This is a genomic window from Paraburkholderia sp. RCC_158 (assembly GCF_041355255.1).
GTDB lineage: Bacteria > Pseudomonadota > Gammaproteobacteria > Burkholderiales > Burkholderiaceae > Paraburkholderia > Paraburkholderia graminis.
This window is the reverse complement of record NZ_JBFUPM010000003.1, coordinates 448345-469961: the sequence shown is the minus strand read 5'-3', so window position 1 is coordinate 469961 and position 21617 is coordinate 448345. Positions and strand designations below refer to the sequence as shown.

At 64.5% G+C, this 21617-nt stretch carries 19 protein-coding genes; 17 read left to right on the top strand and 2 right to left on the bottom strand.

Annotation, left to right across the window (positions count from 1 at the left end; all coding sequences use genetic code 11):
* Nucleotides 1-74 precede the first annotated feature (74 nt).
* Nucleotides 75-899 (top strand): ABC transporter permease, encoded by an 825-nt coding sequence (locus AB6809_RS09085; protein WP_006048871.1) that lies wholly within the window; start codon nucleotides 75-77, stop codon nucleotides 897-899.
* Between the two features lie 96 nt (nucleotides 900-995).
* Here the strand turns inward: AB6809_RS09085 and AB6809_RS09080 are convergent, their stop codons facing one another.
* On the bottom strand, nucleotides 996-1970 hold the full coding sequence (locus AB6809_RS09080) for an NADPH:quinone oxidoreductase family protein (RefSeq protein WP_053858025.1): 975 nt from the start codon (nucleotides 1968-1970) through the stop codon (nucleotides 996-998).
* 252 nt (nucleotides 1971-2222) lie between these two features.
* On the opposite strand from AB6809_RS09080, the gene surE reads away from it, so the two are divergent.
* From surE to rlmD, 6 genes are all read left to right on the top strand, one after another.
* Nucleotides 2223-2981, top strand: coding sequence for a 5'/3'-nucleotidase SurE (surE, locus tag AB6809_RS09075; protein WP_006048873.1), 759 nt, complete (start codon nucleotides 2223-2225; stop codon nucleotides 2979-2981).
* Complete coding sequence (locus tag AB6809_RS09070) at nucleotides 2978-4108, top strand: protein-L-isoaspartate(D-aspartate) O-methyltransferase (RefSeq protein WP_371026403.1); 1131 nt, start codon at nucleotides 2978-2980, stop codon at nucleotides 4106-4108. Before surE ends, AB6809_RS09070 begins: the two co-directional genes overlap by 4 nt.
* Nucleotides 4109-4113: 5 nt before the next feature.
* Nucleotides 4114-5061, top strand: coding sequence for a peptidoglycan DD-metalloendopeptidase family protein (locus AB6809_RS09065; protein WP_006048875.1), 948 nt, complete (start codon nucleotides 4114-4116; stop codon nucleotides 5059-5061).
* A gap of 11 nt (nucleotides 5062-5072) precedes the next feature.
* Nucleotides 5073-6152 carry an RNA polymerase sigma factor RpoS gene (rpoS, locus tag AB6809_RS09060; protein ID WP_006048876.1) on the top strand — a complete coding sequence of 360 codons (1080 nt, stop codon included), beginning with the start codon at nucleotides 5073-5075 and terminating at the stop codon, nucleotides 6150-6152.
* 4 nt (nucleotides 6153-6156) lie between these two features.
* Nucleotides 6157-6933, top strand: coding sequence for a 3'-5' exonuclease (locus tag AB6809_RS09055; protein WP_371026449.1), 777 nt, complete (start codon nucleotides 6157-6159; stop codon nucleotides 6931-6933).
* Between the two features lie 91 nt (nucleotides 6934-7024).
* A complete protein-coding gene (rlmD, locus tag AB6809_RS09050; RefSeq protein ID WP_371026402.1) occupies nucleotides 7025-8452 on the top strand; it encodes a 23S rRNA (uracil(1939)-C(5))-methyltransferase RlmD in 1428 nt (475 codons plus the stop codon).
* Between the two features lie 119 nt (nucleotides 8453-8571).
* Here the strand turns inward: rlmD and AB6809_RS09045 are convergent, their stop codons facing one another.
* Nucleotides 8572-9432, bottom strand: coding sequence for an outer membrane protein assembly factor BamD (locus AB6809_RS09045; protein WP_006048879.1), 861 nt, complete (start codon nucleotides 9430-9432; stop codon nucleotides 8572-8574).
* Between the two features lie 38 nt (nucleotides 9433-9470).
* Here AB6809_RS09045 and AB6809_RS09040 point away from each other — a divergent pair, with 38 nt between their 5' ends.
* The 10 genes from AB6809_RS09040 to AB6809_RS08995 all read left to right on the top strand — a co-directional run bounded on the left by AB6809_RS09040 (nucleotide 9471) and on the right by AB6809_RS08995 (nucleotide 21554).
* Nucleotides 9471-10796, top strand: a complete 1326-nt coding sequence (locus tag AB6809_RS09040; protein WP_371026401.1) for an RluA family pseudouridine synthase — start codon at nucleotides 9471-9473, stop codon at nucleotides 10794-10796.
* A complete protein-coding gene (gene pgeF, locus AB6809_RS09035; RefSeq protein WP_371026400.1) occupies nucleotides 10793-11653 on the top strand; it encodes a peptidoglycan editing factor PgeF in 861 nt (286 codons plus the stop codon). The genes AB6809_RS09040 and pgeF overlap by 4 nt, the downstream gene beginning before the upstream one ends.
* 374 nt (nucleotides 11654-12027) lie before the next feature.
* The gene (gene phaC, locus AB6809_RS09030; protein ID WP_371026399.1) at nucleotides 12028-13995 is read left to right on the top strand and encodes a class I poly(R)-hydroxyalkanoic acid synthase; all 1968 of its coding nucleotides are present in this window, start codon (nucleotides 12028-12030) and stop codon (nucleotides 13993-13995) included.
* 123 nt (nucleotides 13996-14118) lie between these two features.
* Nucleotides 14119-15300: an acetyl-CoA C-acetyltransferase gene (locus tag AB6809_RS09025; RefSeq protein ID WP_029968296.1), complete on the top strand. Its 1182-nt coding sequence runs from the start codon at nucleotides 14119-14121 to the stop codon at nucleotides 15298-15300.
* A 210-nt stretch (nucleotides 15301-15510) separates the two neighbouring features.
* Complete coding sequence (locus tag AB6809_RS09020) at nucleotides 15511-16251, top strand: 3-ketoacyl-ACP reductase (RefSeq protein ID WP_006048884.1); 741 nt, start codon at nucleotides 15511-15513, stop codon at nucleotides 16249-16251.
* A 127-nt stretch (nucleotides 16252-16378) separates the two neighbouring features.
* The gene (phaR, locus tag AB6809_RS09015; protein ID WP_006048885.1) at nucleotides 16379-16990 is read left to right on the top strand and encodes a polyhydroxyalkanoate synthesis repressor PhaR; all 612 of its coding nucleotides are present in this window, start codon (nucleotides 16379-16381) and stop codon (nucleotides 16988-16990) included.
* A 286-nt stretch (nucleotides 16991-17276) separates the two neighbouring features.
* The gene (rimO, locus tag AB6809_RS09010) at nucleotides 17277-18668 is read left to right on the top strand and encodes a 30S ribosomal protein S12 methylthiotransferase RimO (RefSeq protein WP_371026398.1); all 1392 of its coding nucleotides are present in this window, start codon (nucleotides 17277-17279) and stop codon (nucleotides 18666-18668) included.
* A gap of 3 nt (nucleotides 18669-18671) precedes the next feature.
* Nucleotides 18672-19607, top strand: coding sequence for a sugar kinase (locus AB6809_RS09005; protein ID WP_371026397.1), 936 nt, complete (start codon nucleotides 18672-18674; stop codon nucleotides 19605-19607).
* Nucleotides 19608-19677: 70 nt separating this feature from the next.
* Entirely contained in the window at nucleotides 19678-20862 is a 1185-nt protein-coding gene (bktB, locus tag AB6809_RS09000) for a beta-ketothiolase BktB (RefSeq protein WP_371026396.1), read from the top strand.
* A gap of 59 nt (nucleotides 20863-20921) precedes the next feature.
* Entirely contained in the window at nucleotides 20922-21554 is a 633-nt protein-coding gene (locus tag AB6809_RS08995; RefSeq protein ID WP_053858034.1) for a hypothetical protein, read from the top strand.
* Nucleotides 21555-21617: the final 63 nt, after the last annotated feature.

The following is a 21617-nucleotide window of genomic DNA, read 5'->3' as shown; positions in this document are numbered from 1 at the left end:
TCATTGAACGCTCTCTGAACGCAACGCGCTTTACGTCTATCAACCGTCCAAGCCAAACCGAGGCAAACCGAGTCATGTGGAAGACGTTGCGCCCGAACCGGGCGAATCTGGTGATCTGGCAGTGGCTGCTGCTCGTGCTGTGCTTCGTGCTCTGGTACGTGCTGACGAGCCCGACACTGCTGCCCGCGTTTTATTTCGACGACCCGAACAAGGCGGCTTTCTTCTTCGGCGAACCGCAAAAAGTCTTGCTGCGGATCTGGGAATGGTTCACGACCGGCGAGATCTATCTGCACCTATGGATCACGCTGCTCGAGACCGTGCTCGCGTTCGCGCTCGGCACGGCGCTCGGACTCGGCGTCGGTTTATGGCTCGCGCTGTCGCCGCTTGCGAGCGCGCTGTTCGATCCATACATCAAGGCCGCGAACTCGATGCCGCGCGTGATTCTCGCGCCGATCTTCGGCGTGTGGTTCGGTCTTGGCATCTGGTCGAAGGTCGCGCTTGGCGTCACGCTGGTGTTCTTCATCGTGTTCTTTAACGTCTATCAGGGCGTGAAGGAAGTGAGTCCGGTCGTGCTCGCGAACGCGCGCATGCTCGGCGCAAACGGCAAGCAACTGCTGCGCTACGTCTATTTGCCGAGCGCGATGAGCTGGGTCTTTTCGAGCTTGCATACGTCGGTGGGTCTCGCGTTCGTGGGCTCGGTGGTGGGCGAGTATCTCGGCTCCGCGCGCGGCGTCGGCTATCTGATCCTGCAGGCCGAAGGCACGTTCGACATCAATACCGTGTTCGCCGGCATTCTCGTGTTGACCGCGTTCGCGCTGATTCTCGATGCGATCGTCGGCGTCGGCGAGCGGCATCTGATGAAGTGGCAGCCGAAGACCGGAGACACCGAAAAACTGTAGGCGCCGCAAACTTCAAAGCGCCAAAAAAAACAGCGTGGGCTCGCAGAGCCGCACGCTGTTTTTGTTTGAGCGAGCGCCGCTTCTCAGCGAGGCCGGCTACGGCGTGATCACCACCTTGCCGATCACGCGACGCTCGGCCATATCGCGCAGCGCGCGCGCCGTTTCATCGAGCGGATAACGCGCGGACACATGCGGCTTGAGCTTGCCTTCGCCGATCCAGCCGACCATCTGCCGGAACGCCGCATGATTGCGCTCGGGCTCGCGCTTCGCAAAGTCTCCCCAGAACACGCCGACCACGCTCGCGCCCTTGAGCAGCGTCAGATTGAGCGGCAGCTTCGGAATCTCGCCGTTCGCGAAGCCGACCACCAGGTAGCGACCGCGCCAGCCGATGCTGCGAAACGCCGGCTCCGCATACACGCCGCCGACCGGATCGTAGATCACGTCCGGGCCTTTGCCGTCGGTGAGCGTCTTGATGCGCTCGCGCAGGTCCTCGGTCGTGTAGTTGATCGTCGCGTCGGCGCCATGTTGCAAGCACACCGCGAGCTTTTCATCGCTCGACGCCGCCGCGATCACGCGCGCGCCGAGCGCCTTGCCGATTTCGACCGCCGCGAGTCCGACGCCGCCCGCCGCGCCCAGCACGAGCATCGTCTCGCCGGCTTGCAGCGCGGCGCGGTCCACCACCGCGTGATGCGACGTGCCATACGCGAGCGTGAAGGCCGCGGCCAGTTCGAGGTCGACGTCTTCCGCGAGCGGCACGCAGGCCGACTCGCTCGCAAGCGCCTGCTGCGCGAAGCCGCCCGAGCCCGTGAACGCGACCACGCGGGAGCCGGGCGTGAACTGCGTGACGCCCGCACCGACTGCGCGCACGATGCCCGCGACTTCCGAGCCTGGCGTAAAAGGCAGCGGCGGCTTGAACTGATACTTGTTCTGGATGATCAGCACATCGGGAAAGTTGACGGAGGCCGCCTTCACGTCGATCACGACATGCCCTGGCGGCGGTTCCAGATCAGGCAACTCTTCGACGGTGAGGCTCTCCGGCGGGCCGTACTGATTGCAGCGAATCGCGCGCATCGTGTCTCCATTCGATCAGAGTTCGCAATGGCTTCGAGTGTAATGCATGCGCACGACCGTACGTTTCGCGGGTTCGCGGTTCGGCGGAAGCAGGGCGCCGCGCATCGATCTGCATTTACTGCGCTGCGCACGAGCGCATAGGGACAAGACAACAAGCCCGCATTCACACACCAGCGCAAGCGCTTTGCGTGGCCTGCGCAACGCGCTTGCCGTGTCGTTCGCGCGCCATCTTTCCTCGGTTACAATCGCCGCATGCGAATCCTACTCAGCAACGACGACGGTTACCTGGCGCCCGGCCTCGGCGCGCTTTACGAAGCGCTCAAGCCGCTCGCCGACGTGACCGTGATGGCGCCCGAGCAGAACTGCAGCGGCGCGTCGAATTCCCTGACCTTGTCGCGGCCGCTTTCGGTTTTGCGCTCGGCCAATGGTTTCTACTACGTGAACGGCACGCCGACCGACTCGGTGCACATCGCGTTGACGGGCATGCTCGACCACACGCCGGATCTCGTCGTATCGGGCATCAACAACGGCCAGAACATGGGCGAGGACACGCTCTATTCGGGCACCGTCGCGGCGGCTACCGAAGGCATCATGTTCGGCGTGCCGGCCATCGCGTTTTCGCTCGTCGATAAAGACTGGGTGCATCTCGAAGACGCCGTGCGCGTCGCCGCGGAAATCGTCGCGCATTACCTCGCGCAGCCGCTGCCGGGGCATCCGCTTCTCAACGTCAACATTCCGAACCTGCCGTACGAGCAACTGCGCGACTGGCGCGTCACTCGTCTGGGCAAGCGGCATCCGTCGCAGCCGGTGATCCGCCAGACCAATCCGCGCGGCGAGCCGATCTACTGGATCGGGCCGTCGGGCAGCGCGCGCGATGCGAGCGAAGGGACGGATTTCCACGCGGTCGCGAACGGCCATGTGTCGATCACGCCGCTGCAGCTCGATCTGACGCACACGCAAATGCTGCCGGCCGCACACGACTGGGCGCGCGCGGGCAGCGGCGCTTCATGACGAGCGAGCGCGCGAAGCGCTTTCCACTCGGCCTCGAAGATCTGGTGCGCGAGCCGCGCCGGCCCGAAGGCCGTCCAGGGGAAGTGCGCGCGGCGGCGCTTGCCGCGAGTGCCGCGCTCAATGCGCGGCAGCAGCCGGCGAAGCATGGGCAGCCCGGTTCGGCTGGCAAGGCGCAGCCGAAGCAGGCGAGAGCGCCGGCTTCGGTCGCGGACAGATTGCCGGCCGGCACGCCAGCGAGGCCGCTCATCGTGACGCCGCCCAAGGCGCTCGCCGCGCCTGCGGTGAAGACGCCGGCGCGGCCGATTGCGCAGAGCACGGGCGCGCGTCCGTCGTCCGCGGTGAAGGGTGCAGCGTCGTCGTCTACGCGAGCCGCGAGCAAGGCCGTGAGTTCCTCTGCACCGTCCTCGCCGTCCGCCAAGTCCGTGACAAGCCGCTCGAACGAGCGCGGCGTGGCGCCGAACGTTGCGCTGAACCGTGCAACCGCATTGACGTCGGAACGGGTTCGCGAACGCATGGTCGAACGCCTGCGTGCGAACGGCATCACCGATCAGCGCGTGTTGAGCGCGATGTCCGTGGTGCCGCGCCATATGTTCGTCGATCCCGGCCTCGCGGTTCAGGCCTACGAAGATGCGGCGTTGCCGATCGGCCATCACCAGACCATCTCGAAGCCGTCGGTGGTCGCGCGAATGATCGAGCTCGCCGCAACGGGCCGTGCGCTGAACAACGTGCTCGAGATCGGCACCGGTTGCGGTTATCAGGCGGCGGTGCTGAGCCAGGTCGCGCGCGAGGTGTATTCGATCGAACGCATCAAGCCGTTGTCCGAGCGCGCGAAGACAAACTTGCGTCCGCTGCGAATTCCGAACATCCGGCTGCACTATGGCGACGGACGTTTGGGGCTGCCGTCGGCGGCGCCTTTCGATGCGATCCTGATCGCCGCCGCGGGCCTCGACGTGCCGCAAGCATTACTTGAACAACTCGCGATCGGCGGCCGCCTGATCGCGCCGGTCGGCTCGCAGGAAGGCCAGAACCAGGTGCTGACGCTCGTCGAGCGCCTTGGGCCGGCGCAGTGGCGCGAGTCGCAGCTTGATCGCGTTTTCTTTGTACCCTTAAAATCCGGAGTGATTTGACACCGATGAGTATGTTGCGCGCGATGCAAAGAACCAGCCTGAACGTCCCCATGTCCGTAACCCAGCGTAGCGTGTGCGTGCTCGCCTTGTCCCTGTTGATGACAGCCTGTGCATCCCGGCTCGATCAGGCGCCGGTCGTCGACCGCTCCGGCGGCGGCGTGCTCGGCACGCAAGCCGCGCAGGCCGGGCAGCAACCGGCCGTGCCGCTCGGCCCGCCGCCGCCTGGCTACTATCGCGTGAAGCCGGGCGACACGCTGTACCGGATCGCACTCGAGAACGGCCAGAACTACCGCGACATTTCCGCGTGGAACAACCTGACGAACCCGAATCAGATCGAGGTCGATCAACTGCTGCGCGTGGTGCCGCCGGGCGCGAACACCGCTGCGCTGACGCCGGGCGTCGCGACTGCGCCGCTCGGCAGTAACGGCGCGGTGCAAAGCGCGCCGCTCAATGGCGCGGCGCCGTCAACGGGCGCGGCAGCCGGCGTGGCAGCGCCGCCTATCTACGGCTCGAGCGCGAACAGCGCGGCGCTGACGCCGCCGTCGAGCGCCGCTGCAGCAAGCGATTCGACTGCCGGCGCGTCGAGCAACATCAGCTTCTCCTGGCCGGTGCGCGGCCAGTTGCTCGGCACCTTCAACGATTCGACCAACAAGGGCGTCAATATCGGCGGCGCGGCGGGCGAAGCGGTGAAGGCTTCCGCGGACGGCCGCGTGGTTTATGCCGGAAATGGGCTGCGTGGTTACGGCAATCTAATTATCATCAAGCATGACGCAACTTATCTCACCGCGTATGCACACAACCGCTCTTTGATGGTAAAAGAGGGGGATGCGGTCACGAAGGGGCAGAAAATCGCCGAGATGGGTAACAGCGATTCAGACCGTGTCATGTTGCATTTCGAAGTTCGCCGGCAGGGTAAACCTGTCGACCCACTGAAGTATTTGCCGCCGCAATAAGCGATACGACCATGCCGAAACCGAAGCGCCGCCTGCCGCAAGCCGAATCTGAAACGATCAGCAATGCCACGTCCGCTTCGGTGGACGACAGCGGCGCTTCGGAAGCGGAAGAGGAGCTCGTCGAAGAGCGCGAGCTCGACGAGCGCCCGAGCGCCGAAGAAGGCGGCGACGCGCGCGAAGGCGCAGCCGAGGTCGTGCCCGATGCGGACGACTTCCGCGCGCTGCTGCAAGCCGAGCTCACGGCGGACACGATCCAGCATTATCTGAATCGCATCAGCGTGAAGCCTCTTCTCACCGTCGAGGAAGAGCAGAAGTACTCGCGTCTCGCGAAGGCGGGCGAGTTCGAAGCGCGGCAAGTGATGATCGAGCGCAATCTGCGGCTGGTCGTCAGCATCGCTAAGGGTTATCTGAATCGCGGCGTGCCGCTGCTCGATCTGATCGAAGAGGGCAACCTCGGCCTGATGCACGCCATCGAGAAATTCGATCCGACACGCGGCTTCCGGTTTTCCACTTACGCGACGTGGTGGATCCGACAGAGCATCGAGCGCGCGATCATGAACCAGGCGCGCACCGTGCGCTTGCCGGTGCACGTGATTCGCGAGCTCAACCAGGTGCTGCGTGCGAAGCGCCATCTGGAAAAGAATTCGATGAACTCCGGCGAAGCAGCCGAGCGCCGCGACGCAAGCATCGACGACATCGCTTATCTGACCGGCAAGACCACCGACGAAGTCACCGACATTCTCGCGCTGAACGAGCACACCGCCTCGCTCGACGCGCCGCTCGATCTCGATCCGGCCAGCAGTCTGCTCGATCTGTTGTCGGACGACCAGAGCCAGTCGCCGGATGCGGAGGTTCAGCATCGCGAACTGGAAACGCTCACGCGCGCATGGCTCGCGCGTCTGTCGGACAAGCATCGCCATGTGATCGAACGCCGCTTCGGTCTGAATCACATCGAACCCGCCACGCTCGAAGAGCTGGCCGATGAAATGGGCCTCACGCGCGAGCGTGTGCGCCAGATCCAACAGGAAGCGCTCGTGCGGTTAAAGCGCTTCTTCGCCTCTAACGGCGTTCGCAAAGACGCCGTTCTCTGACTTGATGACACCGATTCTTGTTTTCGACATCGAGACGATTCCCGATGTCGCCGGCATCCGCCGTCTCGAAGATTTGCCCGCCACGATGAGCGACGCCGAAGTCGCCGAGCACGCGTTCGCCGCGCGCCGCGAAAAGACCGGCGGCGATTTTCTGCCGCATCATCTGCAACGCATCGCCGCGATTTCCTGCGTGTTTCGCGATAACAACGGCTTTCGCGTGCGCTCGCTCGGCACGCTCGAAGACGGCGAGGCGGCGCTGGTGCAGTCGTTTTATCGCGTGATCGAGAAGTACACGCCGCAGCTCGTGTCGTGGAACGGCGGCGGCTTCGACCTGCCGGTGCTGAACTACCGCGCGCTCGTCAACGGGATTCCCGCCTACCGGTTCTGGGATCTCGGTGAGGACGACCGCGAGTTCAAGTGGAACAACTACATCAGCCGCTACCACGCGCGCCATACCGATCTCATGGACGTCCTCGCGATGTACCAGGCGCGCGCCAACGCGCCGCTCGACGCGCTCGCGAAGATGTGCGGCTTTCCCGGCAAGATGGGCATGGACGGCGGCCAGGTGTGGCAGGCGTATCAGGAAGGGCGCATCGAGGAAATCCGCAATTACTGCGAGACCGACGTCGTCAATACGTATCTGCTGTATTGCCGCTTTCAGTTGATTCGCGGCGCGTTCTCCGCCGCCGAATATGCGGACGAGATCAATCTGGTCAAGAACGCGCTCGCACTCGAAACCGCGCCGCAATGGGCGGAATATCTGGCGGCGTTCGATCAATAGCCGTGGGGCCGCGTGCACGGAGCCGGGGCGTCGCTCGCGCCGGCTTCGTCTACAATCTCGCCTTTCCCCCAAGTTTGTCAGGAAGTAGCAGGTGTCCCGAACTGCCCACCATCGTCGCTCGCCGAAGCGCACGTCGAAATACCACAAAGCCGCGCCGGCTCCGGCGCCCGTCATTACCGGCAACGAGCCGGTCGTCGAAATCGTTTCGCTCGATATGGAAGCGCGCGGCGTCGGCCGCATCGAGTCCGAAGACGGCACGCCCGGCAAGGTGATTTTCGTCGAAGGCGCGCTGCCCGGCGAGCGCGTGAGCTACTCGACACATCGCAGCAAGCCGAAGTTCGAACAGGCCGAAGTGGTGCAGGTGTTCCGCGAAAGCGTGATGCGCACGAAGCCAAAATGCACGTACTTCGACATTTGCGGCGGCTGTTCTATGCAGCATCTCGACATTCGCGCGCAGGTCGCGGTGAAGCAGCGCGTGCTCGAGGACAACCTTCAGCATCTCGCGAAGCTGCGCCCCGAAACGGTGTTCCGGCCGATTCACGGACCGGCCTGGGGTTATCGCTATCGCGCGCGTCTCGCCGTGCGTTTTCTGCCCGAAAAAGGCGGCATGCGCATTGGCTTTCACGAGAAGAAGAGCAGCTACATCGCGGATATGAAAACCTGCGAGGTGCTGCCGCCGCATGTGTCGGCGATGTTGATGCCGCTGCGCTTCATGGTGCGCAAGCTGTCCATCTACGACCGCATGCCGCAGCTCGAACTGGCGGTCGGCTCGTCGGTCACGGCTTTTGTCGTGCGCAATCTCGAGCCTTTGACGCCCGCCGACGAACAAGTGCTGCGCGAGTTCGCCGACGAACACAAGGTGCAGTTCTGGATTCAGCCAGGCGGCCCGGACACGGTCACGCCGCTGTATCCGCTCGACGTGCAGCTCGACTACACGCTGCCCGAGTACGACATCCGCATGCCGTTCAAGCCGACCGACTTCACGCAGGTCAATCACGCGATCAACCGTGTGCTCGTGAGCCGCGCGCTGCGCCTGCTCGCGCCCGCGCGCACGGACCGCGTGCTCGATCTGTTCTGCGGCATCGGCAATTTCACGCTGCCGCTCGCGCGCATCGCGAGGGAAGTGGTGGGCATCGAAGGCAGCGACGTGCTGACCTCGCGCGCGCTGGCCAATGCCGAGCTGAACGGCGTGGCGGCGCACACGTCGTTTGCATGCCGCAATCTGTTCGAAGTCACCGCCGACGACATGCGCGCGCTCGGCCACTTCGACAAGTTCCTGGTCGATCCGCCGCGCGAAGGCGCACTGGCCGTCGCGAAGGCGCTCGCGGAAATCGCGCAAAGCGGCGATGGACCGCTGCCGAAGCGCATCGTCTACGTGTCGTGCAATCCGTCGACGCTCGCGCGCGACGCCGGTCTGCTCGTGCACGAGGCGGGCTACCGGCTGGTGGGTGCGGGCGTCGTCAACATGTTCCCGCATACGTCGCATGTCGAGTCGATTGCGTTGTTCGAGCGGGACTGATCCGGCTAGTCGATATGGCCAACCCATCCCGCTAACGCATAAAGCAAAACGCCACGACCGAAGTCGTGGCGTTTTGCTTTGCAACTCGTGTTCAGCCGCGGTTCAACCCGCGGTGCGGCTTAAAACTGCCACCACGACTTTTCCTTACCCGGCCTTGCATGACCCGTGACGTACGGGCTGTCGGGGAAGGTGCCGGCGAGCACGCGCTTCGTGTCGTCGGCGAGTTGTGGCTGGTTCAGCCTCTGATACGACAGCATCATGATGTGCAGCGCGTCTTCGATAGCCGGTGCGTTCTTGTATTCCTTCAACGCGAGCTGCGCGCGATTGATCGCAGCCACATACGCGCCACGGCGGTAGTAGTAATCCGCCGCATGGACTTCGTGCGACGCCAGCGCGTTCACGATGTAGCGCATGCGCTGGGCGGCGTCCGGCGCATATTTGCTGTTCGGATACCGGTCGACCACGACCTTGAACGCGTCGTACGACTCGCGCAGCGACTTCGGATCGCGCTCGCTCATGTCCTGGCCGGAAAAGCGGCCGAAGAGACCGAGGTCGTCGTTAAAGTGGATCATGCCTTTGAGATAGTACGCATAGGCGATGTCCGGGTGATCCGGGTGCAGCTGGATGAAGCGGTCGATAGCCTGATCGGCGGCCGCGGCTTCGTTATCTTTCCAGTTGCAATAAGCGACGTTGATCTGCGCCTGCTGGGCGAAGTGGCCGAACGGGTCGCGGCCTTCGAGCATTTCGAAGTACTTCGCGCACTTGCCGAAGTCGCCGCCGCTCAGGGCGTCGTTCGCCTCCGTATATAATTTGTTGTTGTTCCACGTTGCCGTTTCGTCGGTCTTCTCCGGCAGGCCGTGGCAAGCCGCAACAACCGCGACGGCTGCGGCACACGCAATGTATCCGGCCACTTTCCGGGCCGCGCTCTTCATGGCCTTCAAATTGATCGCCGCTTTAGTGATGGTGTTCAAGGCTCGCATTTTCCAGTCTAGCTTTACGTCCAGGTGACCCAGACTCAATGACCCGCTCAAATACTCCAGGCGCTGCAACCGGTGCCCGGAATAGCAACGAAGATTATAACGTAAGCGCCGACCCCTCCGACGCGTTGGGCCCCGATTCGCTCGACGACGACCTCCCCGCCGACGCGCTCGGCAAAGCCGCGCTCGCCAGCATGGTGCCGAGTGTGGCAAACCGTGTCGCGGACGAAACGCCGCGCAGTGTCGCGGTGCCCGACGAACTGGCAGGCGAGCGCCTCGACAAGGTGCTCGCGCGCCTTTTCCCCGAATTCTCGCGCAACCGTCTGCAAAGCTGGATCGAGGCGGAGCGCGTGCGGATCGACGGCAAGCCGGCAAAGATTCGCCAGCCGGTGCCGCTTGGCGCGACGATCGAACTCGTGCCGGACCTGCTGCCCGAACAGCTCGCGTTCACGCCCGAACCGGTGCCGCTCGAGATCGTCTACGAAGACGACACGCTCGTCGTCATCAACAAGCCGGCCGGCATGGTCGTGCATCCGGCGGCCGGCAACTGGAGCGGGACCGTGCTGAACGGTTTGCTGTACCGCTACGGCGACGCCGCGGCGGGCTTGCCGCGCGCGGGCATCGTGCATCGGCTGGATAAGGAAACATCGGGGCTGATGGTGGTCGCGCGCACGCTCGAGGCGCAGACCGACCTCGTGCGCCAGTTGCAGGCGCGCACGGTCAAGCGCCGCTATCTCGCGCTCGTGTGGGGCAACATGCCCGAGGAAGGCACGATCGACGCGCCCATCGGCCGCGATCCGCGCGAGCGCACGCGCATGGCCGTCGTGACCGGCGCATCGGGCAAACCGGCGCGCACGCATTTTCGGCGCGTCGATACGGCGATCTGGCAGCGTCAGCCGGTCACCGCGATTCACTGCGATCTCGAAACCGGCCGCACGCATCAGATCCGCGTGCACTGCGCGCATATCGGCCATCCGCTGCTTGGCGATCCGGTGTATGGGCGCGCGCGCGGCAAGCGCTCGGTGACGCCGCTGCCCGGCGAGTTCGCGCGCCAGGCGCTGCATGCATGGCGCCTCGGTCTGATTCATCCGAAGACCGGCCGCACGATGCAATGGCGCGCGGACGTGCCGGCAGATATCGCGGCGCTGTCGGCGGCGCTGGGTCTTGGTCGCGACGATGCGGGCGAGTTCGACGAGACGTACTATGAGGAAGACGGCTACGAGGCCGCGGACTACGACGAGCACGACGACGCCGACGAGCACGATCCGCACGGCGAATACGACGAGCAGGACGAGTCCGACGAGCACGACCAAGCCGACGAACCCGACGACCACAACCCACAGCAAGACAAGGACGATCGCGCATGACCAGCCTGCCCGAACTGAGCTTTGCCGATGTCGTGCAACCCGCGTGGAATGTGGCGCCGCGCGTGCGCGCGCTCGTCACAACGCGTAACGGCGGCGTGAGCAAGCCGCCGTTCGGTCGCTGGCGCGACGGCGCGGACGAACCCGGCGGCCTGAACCTCGGCATGAAGTCCGGCGACGATCCCGCCGCGGTCGCGGCCAATCGGGAGCGGCTCCTCACGCTGGCAGGCGTCGCCGATGCCGCGTGGCTCGATCAGGTACACGCGGCGCGCATCGTGCGAGCCGAGGACGCGCTTCGCGAAGCGCAAGCGAACGGCACGCCGACGCAAGCGGACGCGAGCGTCACGGATCGCGCGGGCATCGCGTGCGTGGTCATGATCGCGGACTGCATGCCGGTGCTTCTGTGTGACGAAACCGGCCGTGCAGTGGGCGCGGCGCACGCGGGCTGGCGCGGACTCGCGGCGGGCATCGTCGAGCAGACGGCCGGCCGCGTCGCCGAACTCGCCGGCGTAGAAGCGCACGCGTTGCACGCGTATCTCGGACCTTGCATTGGACCGCGATCGTTCGAAGTCGGGCCCGACGTGCGCGACGCGTTCCTCGACGGCGCGAATGCAAGCGAACGCGATGCAACCGCGAGCGCCTTCGTCGCGCATCCGCGAAACGACGGCAAATATCTTGCGGATCTTCCGGCGCTGGCTCGTCTGCGTTTGCAGCGGCTCGGCGTGACGCGCGTTGTCGGCGGCGACATGTGCACGGTCAGCGAGCGCGAGCGCTTCTATTCGTACCGGCGCGATCGTGAGACAGGGCGCATGGCCGCATTGATCTGGCTCGACAACGAAGCTCAGACACTCGGCGACTGAGACGAGCGAGACTCGCATTTTGCTGCGCTGCCGGAAGTGTCGAACGGAATCGTTTCGTCCGTTAATACCCGCATTAACACCGAGCAATAAATGTGAATTAAGCGCGGCAATACAGCGTTTTTTCGCAATCCGCCATTCGATTGACATATGTCTGAAAATGCCGGCCAGTGATACAGGGAAAACGATAATTAAAAAACTATCGCACTGCGGCAAAATCGGGAACAAGCATTGACATGCCTTGCGATGGGGAGCAAGAATGTTCCTCACAGCTCCTCGTACATGGGACAGGGCGTGACGAGGGCGCGAGCGATCGCCCACGTGCGCAAGAACCTGCCTCTCAACCGTCCGCAAGGACTTACCGGTCAAAAGCAGGTATGGCAGCTCCTCATTCCCCAGCTTCCCCCAGCACCGACTCCTCGAAGGAGCAAACGCAGCAGGCCGGCACCAGTGGCGCGAGCGGCGCCGCAGCGACCGCGGGCCTTCAGCCATTTTTCGACGCGTGGTTAAACGCCTGGCGCTCGTTGGGCGCAGGAACGGCAGCCGGCGGCAACGGCGCGCCGTTCGCGATGCCGCAATTTCCTCCAGTTCAAGGCGCGGCGCCGTGGAGCGTGCCCGGCATGCCGTCGATGCCATCGTTCCCTGGCATGCCTGATTTCAGCAAGCTCGCAGCGGGTGCTGCGGGTGCCGCGGGTGGGATACCCGGCATGCCGTCGTTCGCCGGTCTGAACATACCGGCCGCGGCGATTCCCCCTGAACGTCTGCAGAAACTGCAAGCCGACTACACGCGTGAAGCGATGGTGCTGCTGCAGCAGGCGAGCGGCGGCGGCGCGGCGCCGAAAGCGCCCGAACTCAAGGACCGCCGCTTTAGTTCCGACGCATGGAGCGCCACGCCGGCCTTCGCATTCACCGCCGCGTGGTATCTGCTGAACGCGCGCTATCTACAGGAAATGGTCGACGCGCTCGAGACCGAACCGAAAGTGCGCGAGCGCATCCGCTTCGCCGTTCAGCAATGGACGGCCGCGGCGTCGCCGAGCAATTTCCTCGCGTTGAATCCCGAGGCGCAAAAGACCTTGCTCGAGAGCCAGGGCGAGAGCTTGCGGCAAGGCGTGATGAATCTGCTTGCCGACATGCAGCGCGGCAAGATTTCGCAGACGGACGAATCGCGTTTCGTGGTCGGCGAAAATCTCGCGACCACCGAAGGCTCGGTCGTGTTCGAAAACGACCTGATGCAGTTGATCCAGTACAAGCCGCGCACGGCGACCGTGCGCGAGCGGCCGCTTCTGATCGTGCCGCCTTGCATCAACAAGTACTACATTCTCGATCTGCAGCCGGAGAACTCGCTCGTCGCCCATGCGCTCGATTCGGGCCACCAGGTGTTCCTGATTTCGTGGCGCAATGCGGACGCTTCCATCGCGCATAAGACGTGGGACGACTACGTCAGCGAGGGCGTGTTCACCGCGATGCAAACCGTGAGCAAGATCAGCGGACGCGAGCAGATCAACACGCTCGGCTTCTGCATCGGCGGCACGATGCTCGCCACCGCGCTCGCGGTTGCGGCGGCGCGCGGCGAACATCCGGCCGCGTCGATGACGCTGCTCACTTCGATGCTCGACTTTTCCGACACCGGCGTGCTCGATATTTTCGTCGACGAAGCGCATGTGCAAATGCGCGAGCAGACCATCGGCGGCAAGAACGGTGCGCCGGCGGGACTCATGCGCGGCATCGAATTCGCCAACACGTTTTCGTTCCTGCGTCCGAACGACCTGGTGTGGAACTACGTCGTCGACAATTATCTGAAGGGACGCACGCCGGTGCCGTTCGACCTGCTCTACTGGAACAGCGACTCCACGAGCCTGCCCGGTCCCATGTACGTCTGGTATCTGCGCAATACGTATCTCGAGAATCGTCTGCGCGAACCGGGTGGAGTGACGACCTGCGGCGAGCCGGTCGATCTGTCGAAGATCGACGTGCCCACCTTCATTTACGGTTCACGCGACGACCATATCGTGCCGTGGCCGTCGGCCTATGCGTCGGCGCCGCTCCTCACCGGACCGTTGAAGTTCGTGCTCGGCGCGTCGGGTCATATCGCGGGTGTCATCAACCCGCCCGCGAAAAACAAGCGCAGCTATTGGACGCTCGAGGGCGAGCAGAAGAGCTTGCCTGAGAACCCGGACGACTGGCTCGGCGAGGCGAAGGAAGTGCCCGGAAGCTGGTGGCCCGAGTGGACCACATGGCTCGATCAGTACGGCGGCAGGAAAGTGAAGCCGCGCGCCGCGGCGGGCTCGGAGGAATTCCCGGTCATCGAGCCGGCGCCGGGCCGCTACGTGCGCAAGCGCGAGTAAGAACACGATCTCAGATGCCACCCAACGCAACGGGGCAAGACGAGCTAGCAGGTTCACGAGCAACGAGATTTTTAACTTGACGGGCCCCGGCCTGATTGGCCGCGAAGCCCGGAGGATATGGAAATGACTGATGTTGTGATCGTATCGGCCGCGCGTACGGCAGTGGGCAAATTCGGCGGGTCGCTGGCGAAGATCGCCGCGCCCGAACTCGGCGCGACTGTGATTCGCGCGGTGCTGGAACGTGCGGGCCTGAAGCCCGAGCAGGTGAGCGAAGTCATTCTGGGCCAGGTGCTGACGGCGGGCTCGGGACAGAATCCGGCGCGCCAGTCGTTGATCAAGGCGGGGCTGCCCTCGGCGGTGCCCGGCATGACGATCAACAAGGTCTGCGGTTCGGGCCTCAAAGCGGTGATGCTCGCGGCCAACGCGATCATCGCGGGCGACGCGGACATCGTGATCGCCGGCGGTCAGGAAAACATGAGCGCCGCGCCGCACGTGCTGCCGGGCTCGCGCGACGGCTTCCGCATGGGCGACGCCAAGCTGGTGGACACGATGATCGTCGACGGTCTGTGGGACGTGTACAACCAGTATCACATGGGCGTGACGGCCGAAAACGTCGCGAAGGAATTCGACATCACGCGCGAACAGCAGGACGCGTTCGCGGCGCTGTCGCAGAACAAGGCCGAAGCCGCGCAGAAGTCGGGCCGTTTCGACGACGAAATCGTGCCGGTCGAGATTCCGCAGCGCAAGGGCGACCCGGTGCGTTTCGCCACCGACGAATTCGTGCGTCACGGCGTGACGGCCGAGTCGCTGGCAGGTCTGAAGCCGGCGTTCTCGAAGGAAGGCACGGTCACGGCGGCTAACGCGTCGGGTCTGAACGACGGCGCGGCGGCTGTGGTCGTCATGTCCGCGAAAAAGGCTGAAGCGCTCGGCCTCACGCCGCTTGCGCGCATCAAGGCGTACGCGAACGCGGGCGTGGATCCGAAGATCATGGGCATGGGTCCGGTGCCGGCGTCGAAGCGCTGTCTGGAGCGCGCGGGCTGGAGCGTGAACGATCTCGATCTGATGGAGATCAACGAAGCCTTCGCCGCGCAGGCGCTCGCCGTGCATAAGCAGATGGGCTGGGACACGTCGAAGATCAACGTGAACGGCGGCGCGATCGCGATCGGCCATCCGATCGGCGCGTCCGGCTGCCGGATTCTCGTCACGCTGCTGCACGAAATGCAGAAGCGCGATGCGAAGAAGGGCCTGGCTTCGCTGTGCATCGGCGGCGGCATGGGCGTCGCGCTGGCGCTCGAGCGCGTTTGACGACGATCCGCACGCCGACCGCGCATCAGGCGCCGTGCACGGTGTTGACGCGCGCCGCTTTGCGAATCCGGCGCGCGCTCGTGTGACGCCCGAGAGCGGGCTCGCCGGCCGGTCGCCCGGCGGCAGTGTGGACAAAGCATCAGGCGAGGGTAGAGGTAGCCGGCTGGGGCAGCCGGCCGGCGCCTCAAGAACGACAACGGAGTCTAGGTTATGACACAGCGAATTGCGTATGTAACGGGCGGAATGGGCGGCATCGGCACGAGCATTTGCCAGCGCCTGCACAAGGAAGGCTACAGGGTCGTCGCGGGCTGCGGCCCGAATTCGCCGCGCCGTGTGAAGTGGCTCGAAGAGCAGAAGGCGCTCGGCTTCGACTTCGTCGCATCCGAAGGCAACGTCGGCGACTGGGAATCGACCAAGGCCGCGTTCGACAAGGTTAAGGCCGAGGTCGGCGAGATCGACGTGCTGGTGAACAACGCGGGCATCACGCGCGACGTCGTGTTCCGCAAGATGACGCACGAAGACTGGACCGCGGTGATCGACACCAACCTGACCAGTCTCTTCAACGTCACGAAGCAGGTGATCGACGGGATGGTGGAGCGCGGCTTTGGGCGCATCATCAATATTTCGTCGGTGAACGGGCAGAAAGGGCAGTTCGGCCAGACCAACTACTCGACCGCGAAGGCCGGCATTCACGGCTTCACGATGTCGCTCGCGCAGGAAGTGGCCACCAAGGGCGTGACGGTCAACACCGTGTCGCCTGGCTACATCGGCACGGACATGGTCAAGGCGATCCGCCCCGACGTGCTCGAAAAGATCGTTGCGACGATTCCGGTGCGCCGCCTCGGCCGGCCGGATGAGATCGGCTCGATCGTCGCGTGGCTCGCGTCCGAAGAATCGGGTTTTTCCACGGGTGCCGATTTCTCGCTGAACGGCGGTTTGCATATGGGCTGAGCAAGCGGCGCGCCGCTCACGAGGCAGCGCGCCCCGCTCGGATGGTTCCGGCGGCGTCCCGTTGCGCAACGGCCCGATTGCGCAGCCGGCACGCCGTCCGCGCTTTACTTGCGCTCAAAGGCGTTACATGACTACTACTACAAAGAAAGCAGCCGAACGACTGATCAAGAAATATCCGAATCGGCGGCTTTACGATACCGAGACAAGCACGTACATCACGCTGACGGACGTCAAGCAACTCGTGCTGGACCAGGAGGATTTCAAGGTTATCGATGCGAAGAGCAACGAGGACCTGACGCGCGCGATCCTGCTGCAAATCATTCTGGAAGAGGAGAGCGGCGGGCTGCCGATGTTCTCGTCGTCGATGCTGTCGCAGATCATCCGTTTCTACGGCCATGCGATGCAGGGCATGATGGGCACGTATCTGGAGAAGAACATCCAGGCGTTCATCGACATTCAGGCGAAGCTCGCCGACCAGTCGAAGAACCTGTACGAAGGCAAGGCGATGAACCCGGAGGTCTGGTCTCAATTCATGAACATGCAGGCGCCGATGATGCAAGGCATGATGACCAGCTACATCGAGCAGTCGAAAAACATGTTCGTGCAGATGCAGGAGCAGATGCAGAACCAGGCGAAGTCGATGTTCGCGACGTTCCCGTTCACGCCGGGCGGCGCGAACTCCGCGGCACCGTCTGCTACCGCCACTCCGCAGGCGAATCCGGAGCCGGAGAAGAAGTGACGTAAGGTTGTGTCGGCGCTCGCGCTCGTTGCGGACGGCGGACGGCGGGTTAGCGAGCGGCTCAGGCGCGGGTGCGGGTCCGAACGCGTGCCCCGACGTGTGCCCCAACGTGTGCCCCAACGTGTGCCCAATGCGCGCGGTACAATAGCGGGTTGCGTGCGCGGGGCGCTGAATCTTCAGCAGTCGGGGACATGGGTTTCTGAGCCGCCTGTCCTTGCCACACCGCTTGCCGCACCATCCCCGATCCCCATTGTCGCCACGTCACCGCTATCCGCCGGATTCACCTATGTCGCAAACCACTTCTTCCGTCTCGCCGACGCCTTCCAGTCCGAAGGTAGGCTTCGTTAGCCTCGGCTGTCCAAAAGCTTTAGTCGATTCCGAGCAGATCATCACGCAGCTGCGCGCCGAAGGCTACGAGATTTCGGGCACCTATGACGGCGCGGACCTCGTGGTCGTCAATACCTGCGGTTTCATCGACGAAGCGGTGCAGGAGAGCCTCGACGCCATCGGCGAGGCGCTCAACGAAAACGGCAAGGTGATCGTGACCGGCTGCCTCGGCGCGAAGAAGAGCGCGAGCGGCTCGGGCCTCATCGAAGAAGTGCATCCGAAAGTGCTGGCCGTGACCGGCCCGCATGCGGTCGGCGAAGTGATGCAGCACGTTCACATGCATCTGCCGAAGCCGCACGATCCGTTTGTCGATCTCGTGCCGCCCGCGGGCGTCAAGCTCACGCCGCGCCATTACGCGTACCTCAAAATTTCCGAAGGCTGCAATCATCGCTGCACCTTCTGCATCATTCCGTCGATGCGCGGCGACCTCGTGTCGCGTCCGGTCGCCGAAGTGATGCTCGAAGCCGAGAATCTGTTCAAGTCCGGCGTGAAGGAACTGCTCGTTATTTCGCAGGACACGAGCGCCTACGGCGTCGACGTCAAATATCGCACCGGGTTCTGGAACGGCAAGCCGATCAAGACGCGCATGACCGATCTCGTCGGCGCGCTCGGCGAACTGGCCGCGCAATACGGCGCGTGGGTGCGTCTGCATTACGTGTATCCGTACCCGAGCGTCGACGAAGTCATTCCGATGATGGCGTCGGGCCCGTACAAGGGCCACGTGCTGCCGTATCTCGACGTGCCGTTCCAGCACGCGCATCCCGAAGTGCTCAAGCGCATGAAGCGCCCGGCCAACGCCGAGAAGGTGATGGAGCGCGTGAAGGCGTGGCGCGAGATGTGTCCGGACCTCACGATCCGCAGCACGTTTATCGCGGGCTTTCCCGGCGAGACCGAGGAGCAGTTTCAGACGCTGCTCGACTTCATCCGCGAAGCCGAACTCGACCGCGTGGGCTGCTTCGCCTATTCGCCGGTCGAAGGCGCAACGGCGAACGAGCTCGACGGCGCGTTGCCGGACGAAGTCCGCGAAGAGCGTCGCGCGCGCTTCATGGAAGTGGCCGAACAAGTGTCGGCCAAACGGATCGCGAAGAAGGTCGGCAAGACGCTGAAAGTGCTCGTCGACGAAATCAACGCCGACGGCGGCATTGGCCGCACGGCCGCGGATGCGCCGGAGATCGACGGCGTCGTGTATATCGCGCCGGCCGCGAAGGCGTCGAAGCGTTACAAGGTCGGCGACTTCGTGTCGGTGAAAATCACCGGCGCGGACGGTCACGACCTGTGGGGCGAGGTCTGAACGATGACCGTGAACACGCCCGCTAACCCGGACATTCTCGCGCTCGGCGAGGCGATGATCGAGTTCAACCAGTCGGCGAAAGGCGAGCCGAAGTATCTGCAAGGCTTCGGCGGCGATACGTCGAACTTCTGCATCGCGGCAGCGCGGCAAGGTGCGCGGACGGGCTTCGTGTCCGCGGTCGGCGCCGATCATTTCGGTCGGCTGCTGATCGACCTGTGGGAACGCGAGAACGTGGACACGGCGCAGGTGCGCGTCGATCCGCAGGCGTCGACCGGCGTGTATTTCGTGTCGCACGGTCCGGACGGCCACGCGTTCGACTATCTGCGCGCGGGCTCGGCGGCGAGCCGCTATGCGCCGCATGACCTGCCGCTCGACGCGATTGCCGCGGCCAAGGTCATCCATCTGTCGGGCATCAGTCTCGCGATCAGCCTGTCCGCATGCGACGCGGCGCTCGAAGCGATCGCGCATGTTCGCGCCAACGGCGTGCGCGTGAGCTTCGACACGAATCTGCGCCTCAAGCTGTGGCCACTGAACCGCGCGCGCGCCGTGATGCTCGAAGCGATCCGGCAAACCGACATCTGCCTGCCGAGCTGGGACGACGTCACCGAGCTGACCGGTTTGACGGGCCGCGACGAGATCGTCGACTTTCTGCTGTCGCACGGTCCGCGCGTGGTGGCGCTGAAGCTCGGCAAGGACGGCTCGTATATCGCGACGCCGGATGAGCGGCGCTTCGTGCCGGGCCACGTCGTCAATGCGGTCGATGCAACCGGCGCGGGCGATTGCTTCGGCGGCGCGTTTATCGCGCGGCTTGTTGAGGGCGATGATCCATTCGAAGCCGCGCGTTATGCGAACGTTGCGGCGGCGCTGTCCACGCAAGGCTATGGCGCGGTAGCGCCGATTCCTTCGCGCGCGGCGGTCGAAGAGATTTTGGCGGGCTGAGCGTCGTAAAGTCGCGATGCCGGTCACGCCGCAGCAAAACTATCGGTAGAGACTGAAAGAGGAGCGAACGATGCAACGGGACGTAGTGGTGGTGAGCGGTGTGCGTACGGCAATCGGCGGTTTCGGCGGCAGTCTGAAGGATATTGCGCCGACCGAACTCGGCGCGCGCGTCGTGCGCGAGGCGCTGCTGCGCGCCAACGTGTCCGGCGACGAAGTCGGGCACGTCGTGTTCGGCAATGTCGTGCATACCGAACCGAAAGACATGTATCTTGCGCGCGTGGCCGCGATCAACGGCGGCGTCGCGCAGCACACGCCCGCGCTCACCGTCAACCGGCTGTGCGGCTCGGGCTTGCAGGCCATCGTCTCGGCCGCGCAGAGCGTGCTGCTCGGCGACGCCGACATCGCGATCGGCGGCGGCGCGGAGAACATGAGCCGCGCGCCTTACTCGATGCCCGCCGCGCGCTTCGGTCAGCGCATGGGCGACGCGCGGCTCGTCGACATGATGGTCGGCGCGCTCAACGATCCGTTCCAGTCGATCCATATGGGAGTGACCGCGGAAAACGTCGCGCGCAAATACGAAATTTCGCGCGAAGCGCAAGACGCGCTCGCACTAGAATCGCATCGCCGCGCGGCGCACGCGATCACGAACGGCTACTTCAAGGAACAGATCCTGCCGATCACGTTGGCGTCGAAGAAAGGCGATGTCGTGTTCGACACCGACGAACACGCGCGCATGAACGCATCGGCGGAAGACTTTTCGAAGCTCAAGCCCGTGTTCGCGAAGGAAAACGGCACGGTGACGGCGGGCAATGCGTCGGGCATCAACGACGCGGCCGCGGCCGTCGTGCTGATGGAGCGCGGCGTCGCCGAGCAGCGCGGCATCAAGCCGTTGGCGCGGCTCGTGTCGTACGCGCATGCGGGTGTCGATCCGGCGTATATGGGCATCGGTCCGGTGCCGGCGACGCGCAAGGCGCTCGAGCGCGCCGGCCTGACGGTCGCCGATCTCGACGTGATCGAGGCCAACGAGGCGTTCGCCGCGCAAGCCTGCGCGGTCAGCAAGGAACTGCGCTTCGATCCGGCCAAGGTCAACCCGAACGGCTCGGGCATTTCGCTCGGTCATCCGATCGGCGCGACCGGCGCGCTAATCACCGTGAAGGCGCTGTACGAACTGCAGCGCATCGGCGGGCGCTACGCGCTCGTGACGATGTGCATCGGCGGCGGGCAGGGCATCGCGGCGGTCTTCGAGCGGATCTGAATTTTACGAACGGTGTCGCGAACGGCGCACAAGCTGTATCAAGCAATGAGGATCGACGGATGCGGGAAGTGAAATCGGTGGAAGGCGCGGTACGCCGGCGCGGCTGGGCGGCGACGAGTGTTGCCGCATTGCTGTCGGTGAGCGCGGTGGCCTGGTTTCCGGGCGCGGCCTGCGCGCAGAGCGACGCAGTCAAGGAACTTGCCGCACCGCCGCCGATCCAGTTGCCGCTCAAGCCGAGCCCCGAATTCGCGAAATTGCCGCGCTACAGCGGCACGCTCGGCTCGCGGCCAATCGTGCTGCGCCTTGGGCCGAAAGCCGACGATCCGGCGGGCGTCCACGGCGAATACCAGTTCGCGGATACCGGCGAAGTGATCCTGATCGCGGGGGACCGTGACGGCGACACGCTCGAAGTCGAGGAGTCGAACGACGGTACGCACATCACAGGGAACTGGGTCGGCAAGTTTGCCGCCGACGGTTCGCTGGCCGGCGAGCGGATGAACGTCGACGATTCCGACCCGCAGCCGTTCGATCTGAAGCCGCTGGCGGCGGGGCAAGCGGTGCCGGCCGCGGGTAAGCCGGGTAATGTGACTGCGCCTGCTGCAACCGCACCTTCGTTGCCGGCTCAATCCGCACCCGCAACCGGCGCGGGCCACCCGGTGGGCGGCGTCAGCAATCTCCAAACCGGCGAGTAATCGCGCCACGGCGCGAGCCTCGCGGCCCTTGCGCCCGCCGCGGCGAAAATCCGCCGACTCGTC

Coding starts and splice junctions, on each gene's coding strand:
- AB6809_RS09085 (WP_006048871.1), top strand. CDS start 75: ATGTGGAAGACGTTGCGCCCGAACCGGGCGAATCTGGTGATCTGGCAG.
- AB6809_RS09080 (WP_053858025.1), bottom strand. CDS start 1,970: ATGCGCGCGATTCGCTGCAATCAGTACGGCCCGCCGGAGAGCCTCACC.
- surE (WP_006048873.1), top strand. CDS start 2,223: ATGCGAATCCTACTCAGCAACGACGACGGTTACCTGGCGCCCGGCCTC.
- AB6809_RS09070 (WP_371026403.1), top strand. CDS start 2,978: ATGACGAGCGAGCGCGCGAAGCGCTTTCCACTCGGCCTCGAAGATCTG.
- AB6809_RS09065 (WP_006048875.1), top strand. CDS start 4,114: ATGAGTATGTTGCGCGCGATGCAAAGAACCAGCCTGAACGTCCCCATG.
- rpoS (WP_006048876.1), top strand. CDS start 5,073: ATGCCGAAACCGAAGCGCCGCCTGCCGCAAGCCGAATCTGAAACGATC.
- AB6809_RS09055 (WP_371026449.1), top strand. CDS start 6,157: ATGACACCGATTCTTGTTTTCGACATCGAGACGATTCCCGATGTCGCC.
- AB6809_RS09045 (WP_006048879.1), bottom strand. CDS start 9,432: ATGCGAGCCTTGAACACCATCACTAAAGCGGCGATCAATTTGAAGGCC.
- AB6809_RS09040 (WP_371026401.1), top strand. CDS start 9,471: ATGACCCGCTCAAATACTCCAGGCGCTGCAACCGGTGCCCGGAATAGC.
- pgeF (WP_371026400.1), top strand. CDS start 10,793: ATGACCAGCCTGCCCGAACTGAGCTTTGCCGATGTCGTGCAACCCGCG.
- phaC (WP_371026399.1), top strand. CDS start 12,028: ATGGCAGCTCCTCATTCCCCAGCTTCCCCCAGCACCGACTCCTCGAAG.
- AB6809_RS09025 (WP_029968296.1), top strand. CDS start 14,119: ATGACTGATGTTGTGATCGTATCGGCCGCGCGTACGGCAGTGGGCAAA.
- AB6809_RS09020 (WP_006048884.1), top strand. CDS start 15,511: ATGACACAGCGAATTGCGTATGTAACGGGCGGAATGGGCGGCATCGGC.
- phaR (WP_006048885.1), top strand. CDS start 16,379: ATGACTACTACTACAAAGAAAGCAGCCGAACGACTGATCAAGAAATAT.
- rimO (WP_371026398.1), top strand. CDS start 17,277: ATGTCGCAAACCACTTCTTCCGTCTCGCCGACGCCTTCCAGTCCGAAG.
- AB6809_RS09005 (WP_371026397.1), top strand. CDS start 18,672: ATGACCGTGAACACGCCCGCTAACCCGGACATTCTCGCGCTCGGCGAG.
- bktB (WP_371026396.1), top strand. CDS start 19,678: ATGCAACGGGACGTAGTGGTGGTGAGCGGTGTGCGTACGGCAATCGGC.
- AB6809_RS08995 (WP_053858034.1), top strand. CDS start 20,922: ATGCGGGAAGTGAAATCGGTGGAAGGCGCGGTACGCCGGCGCGGCTGG.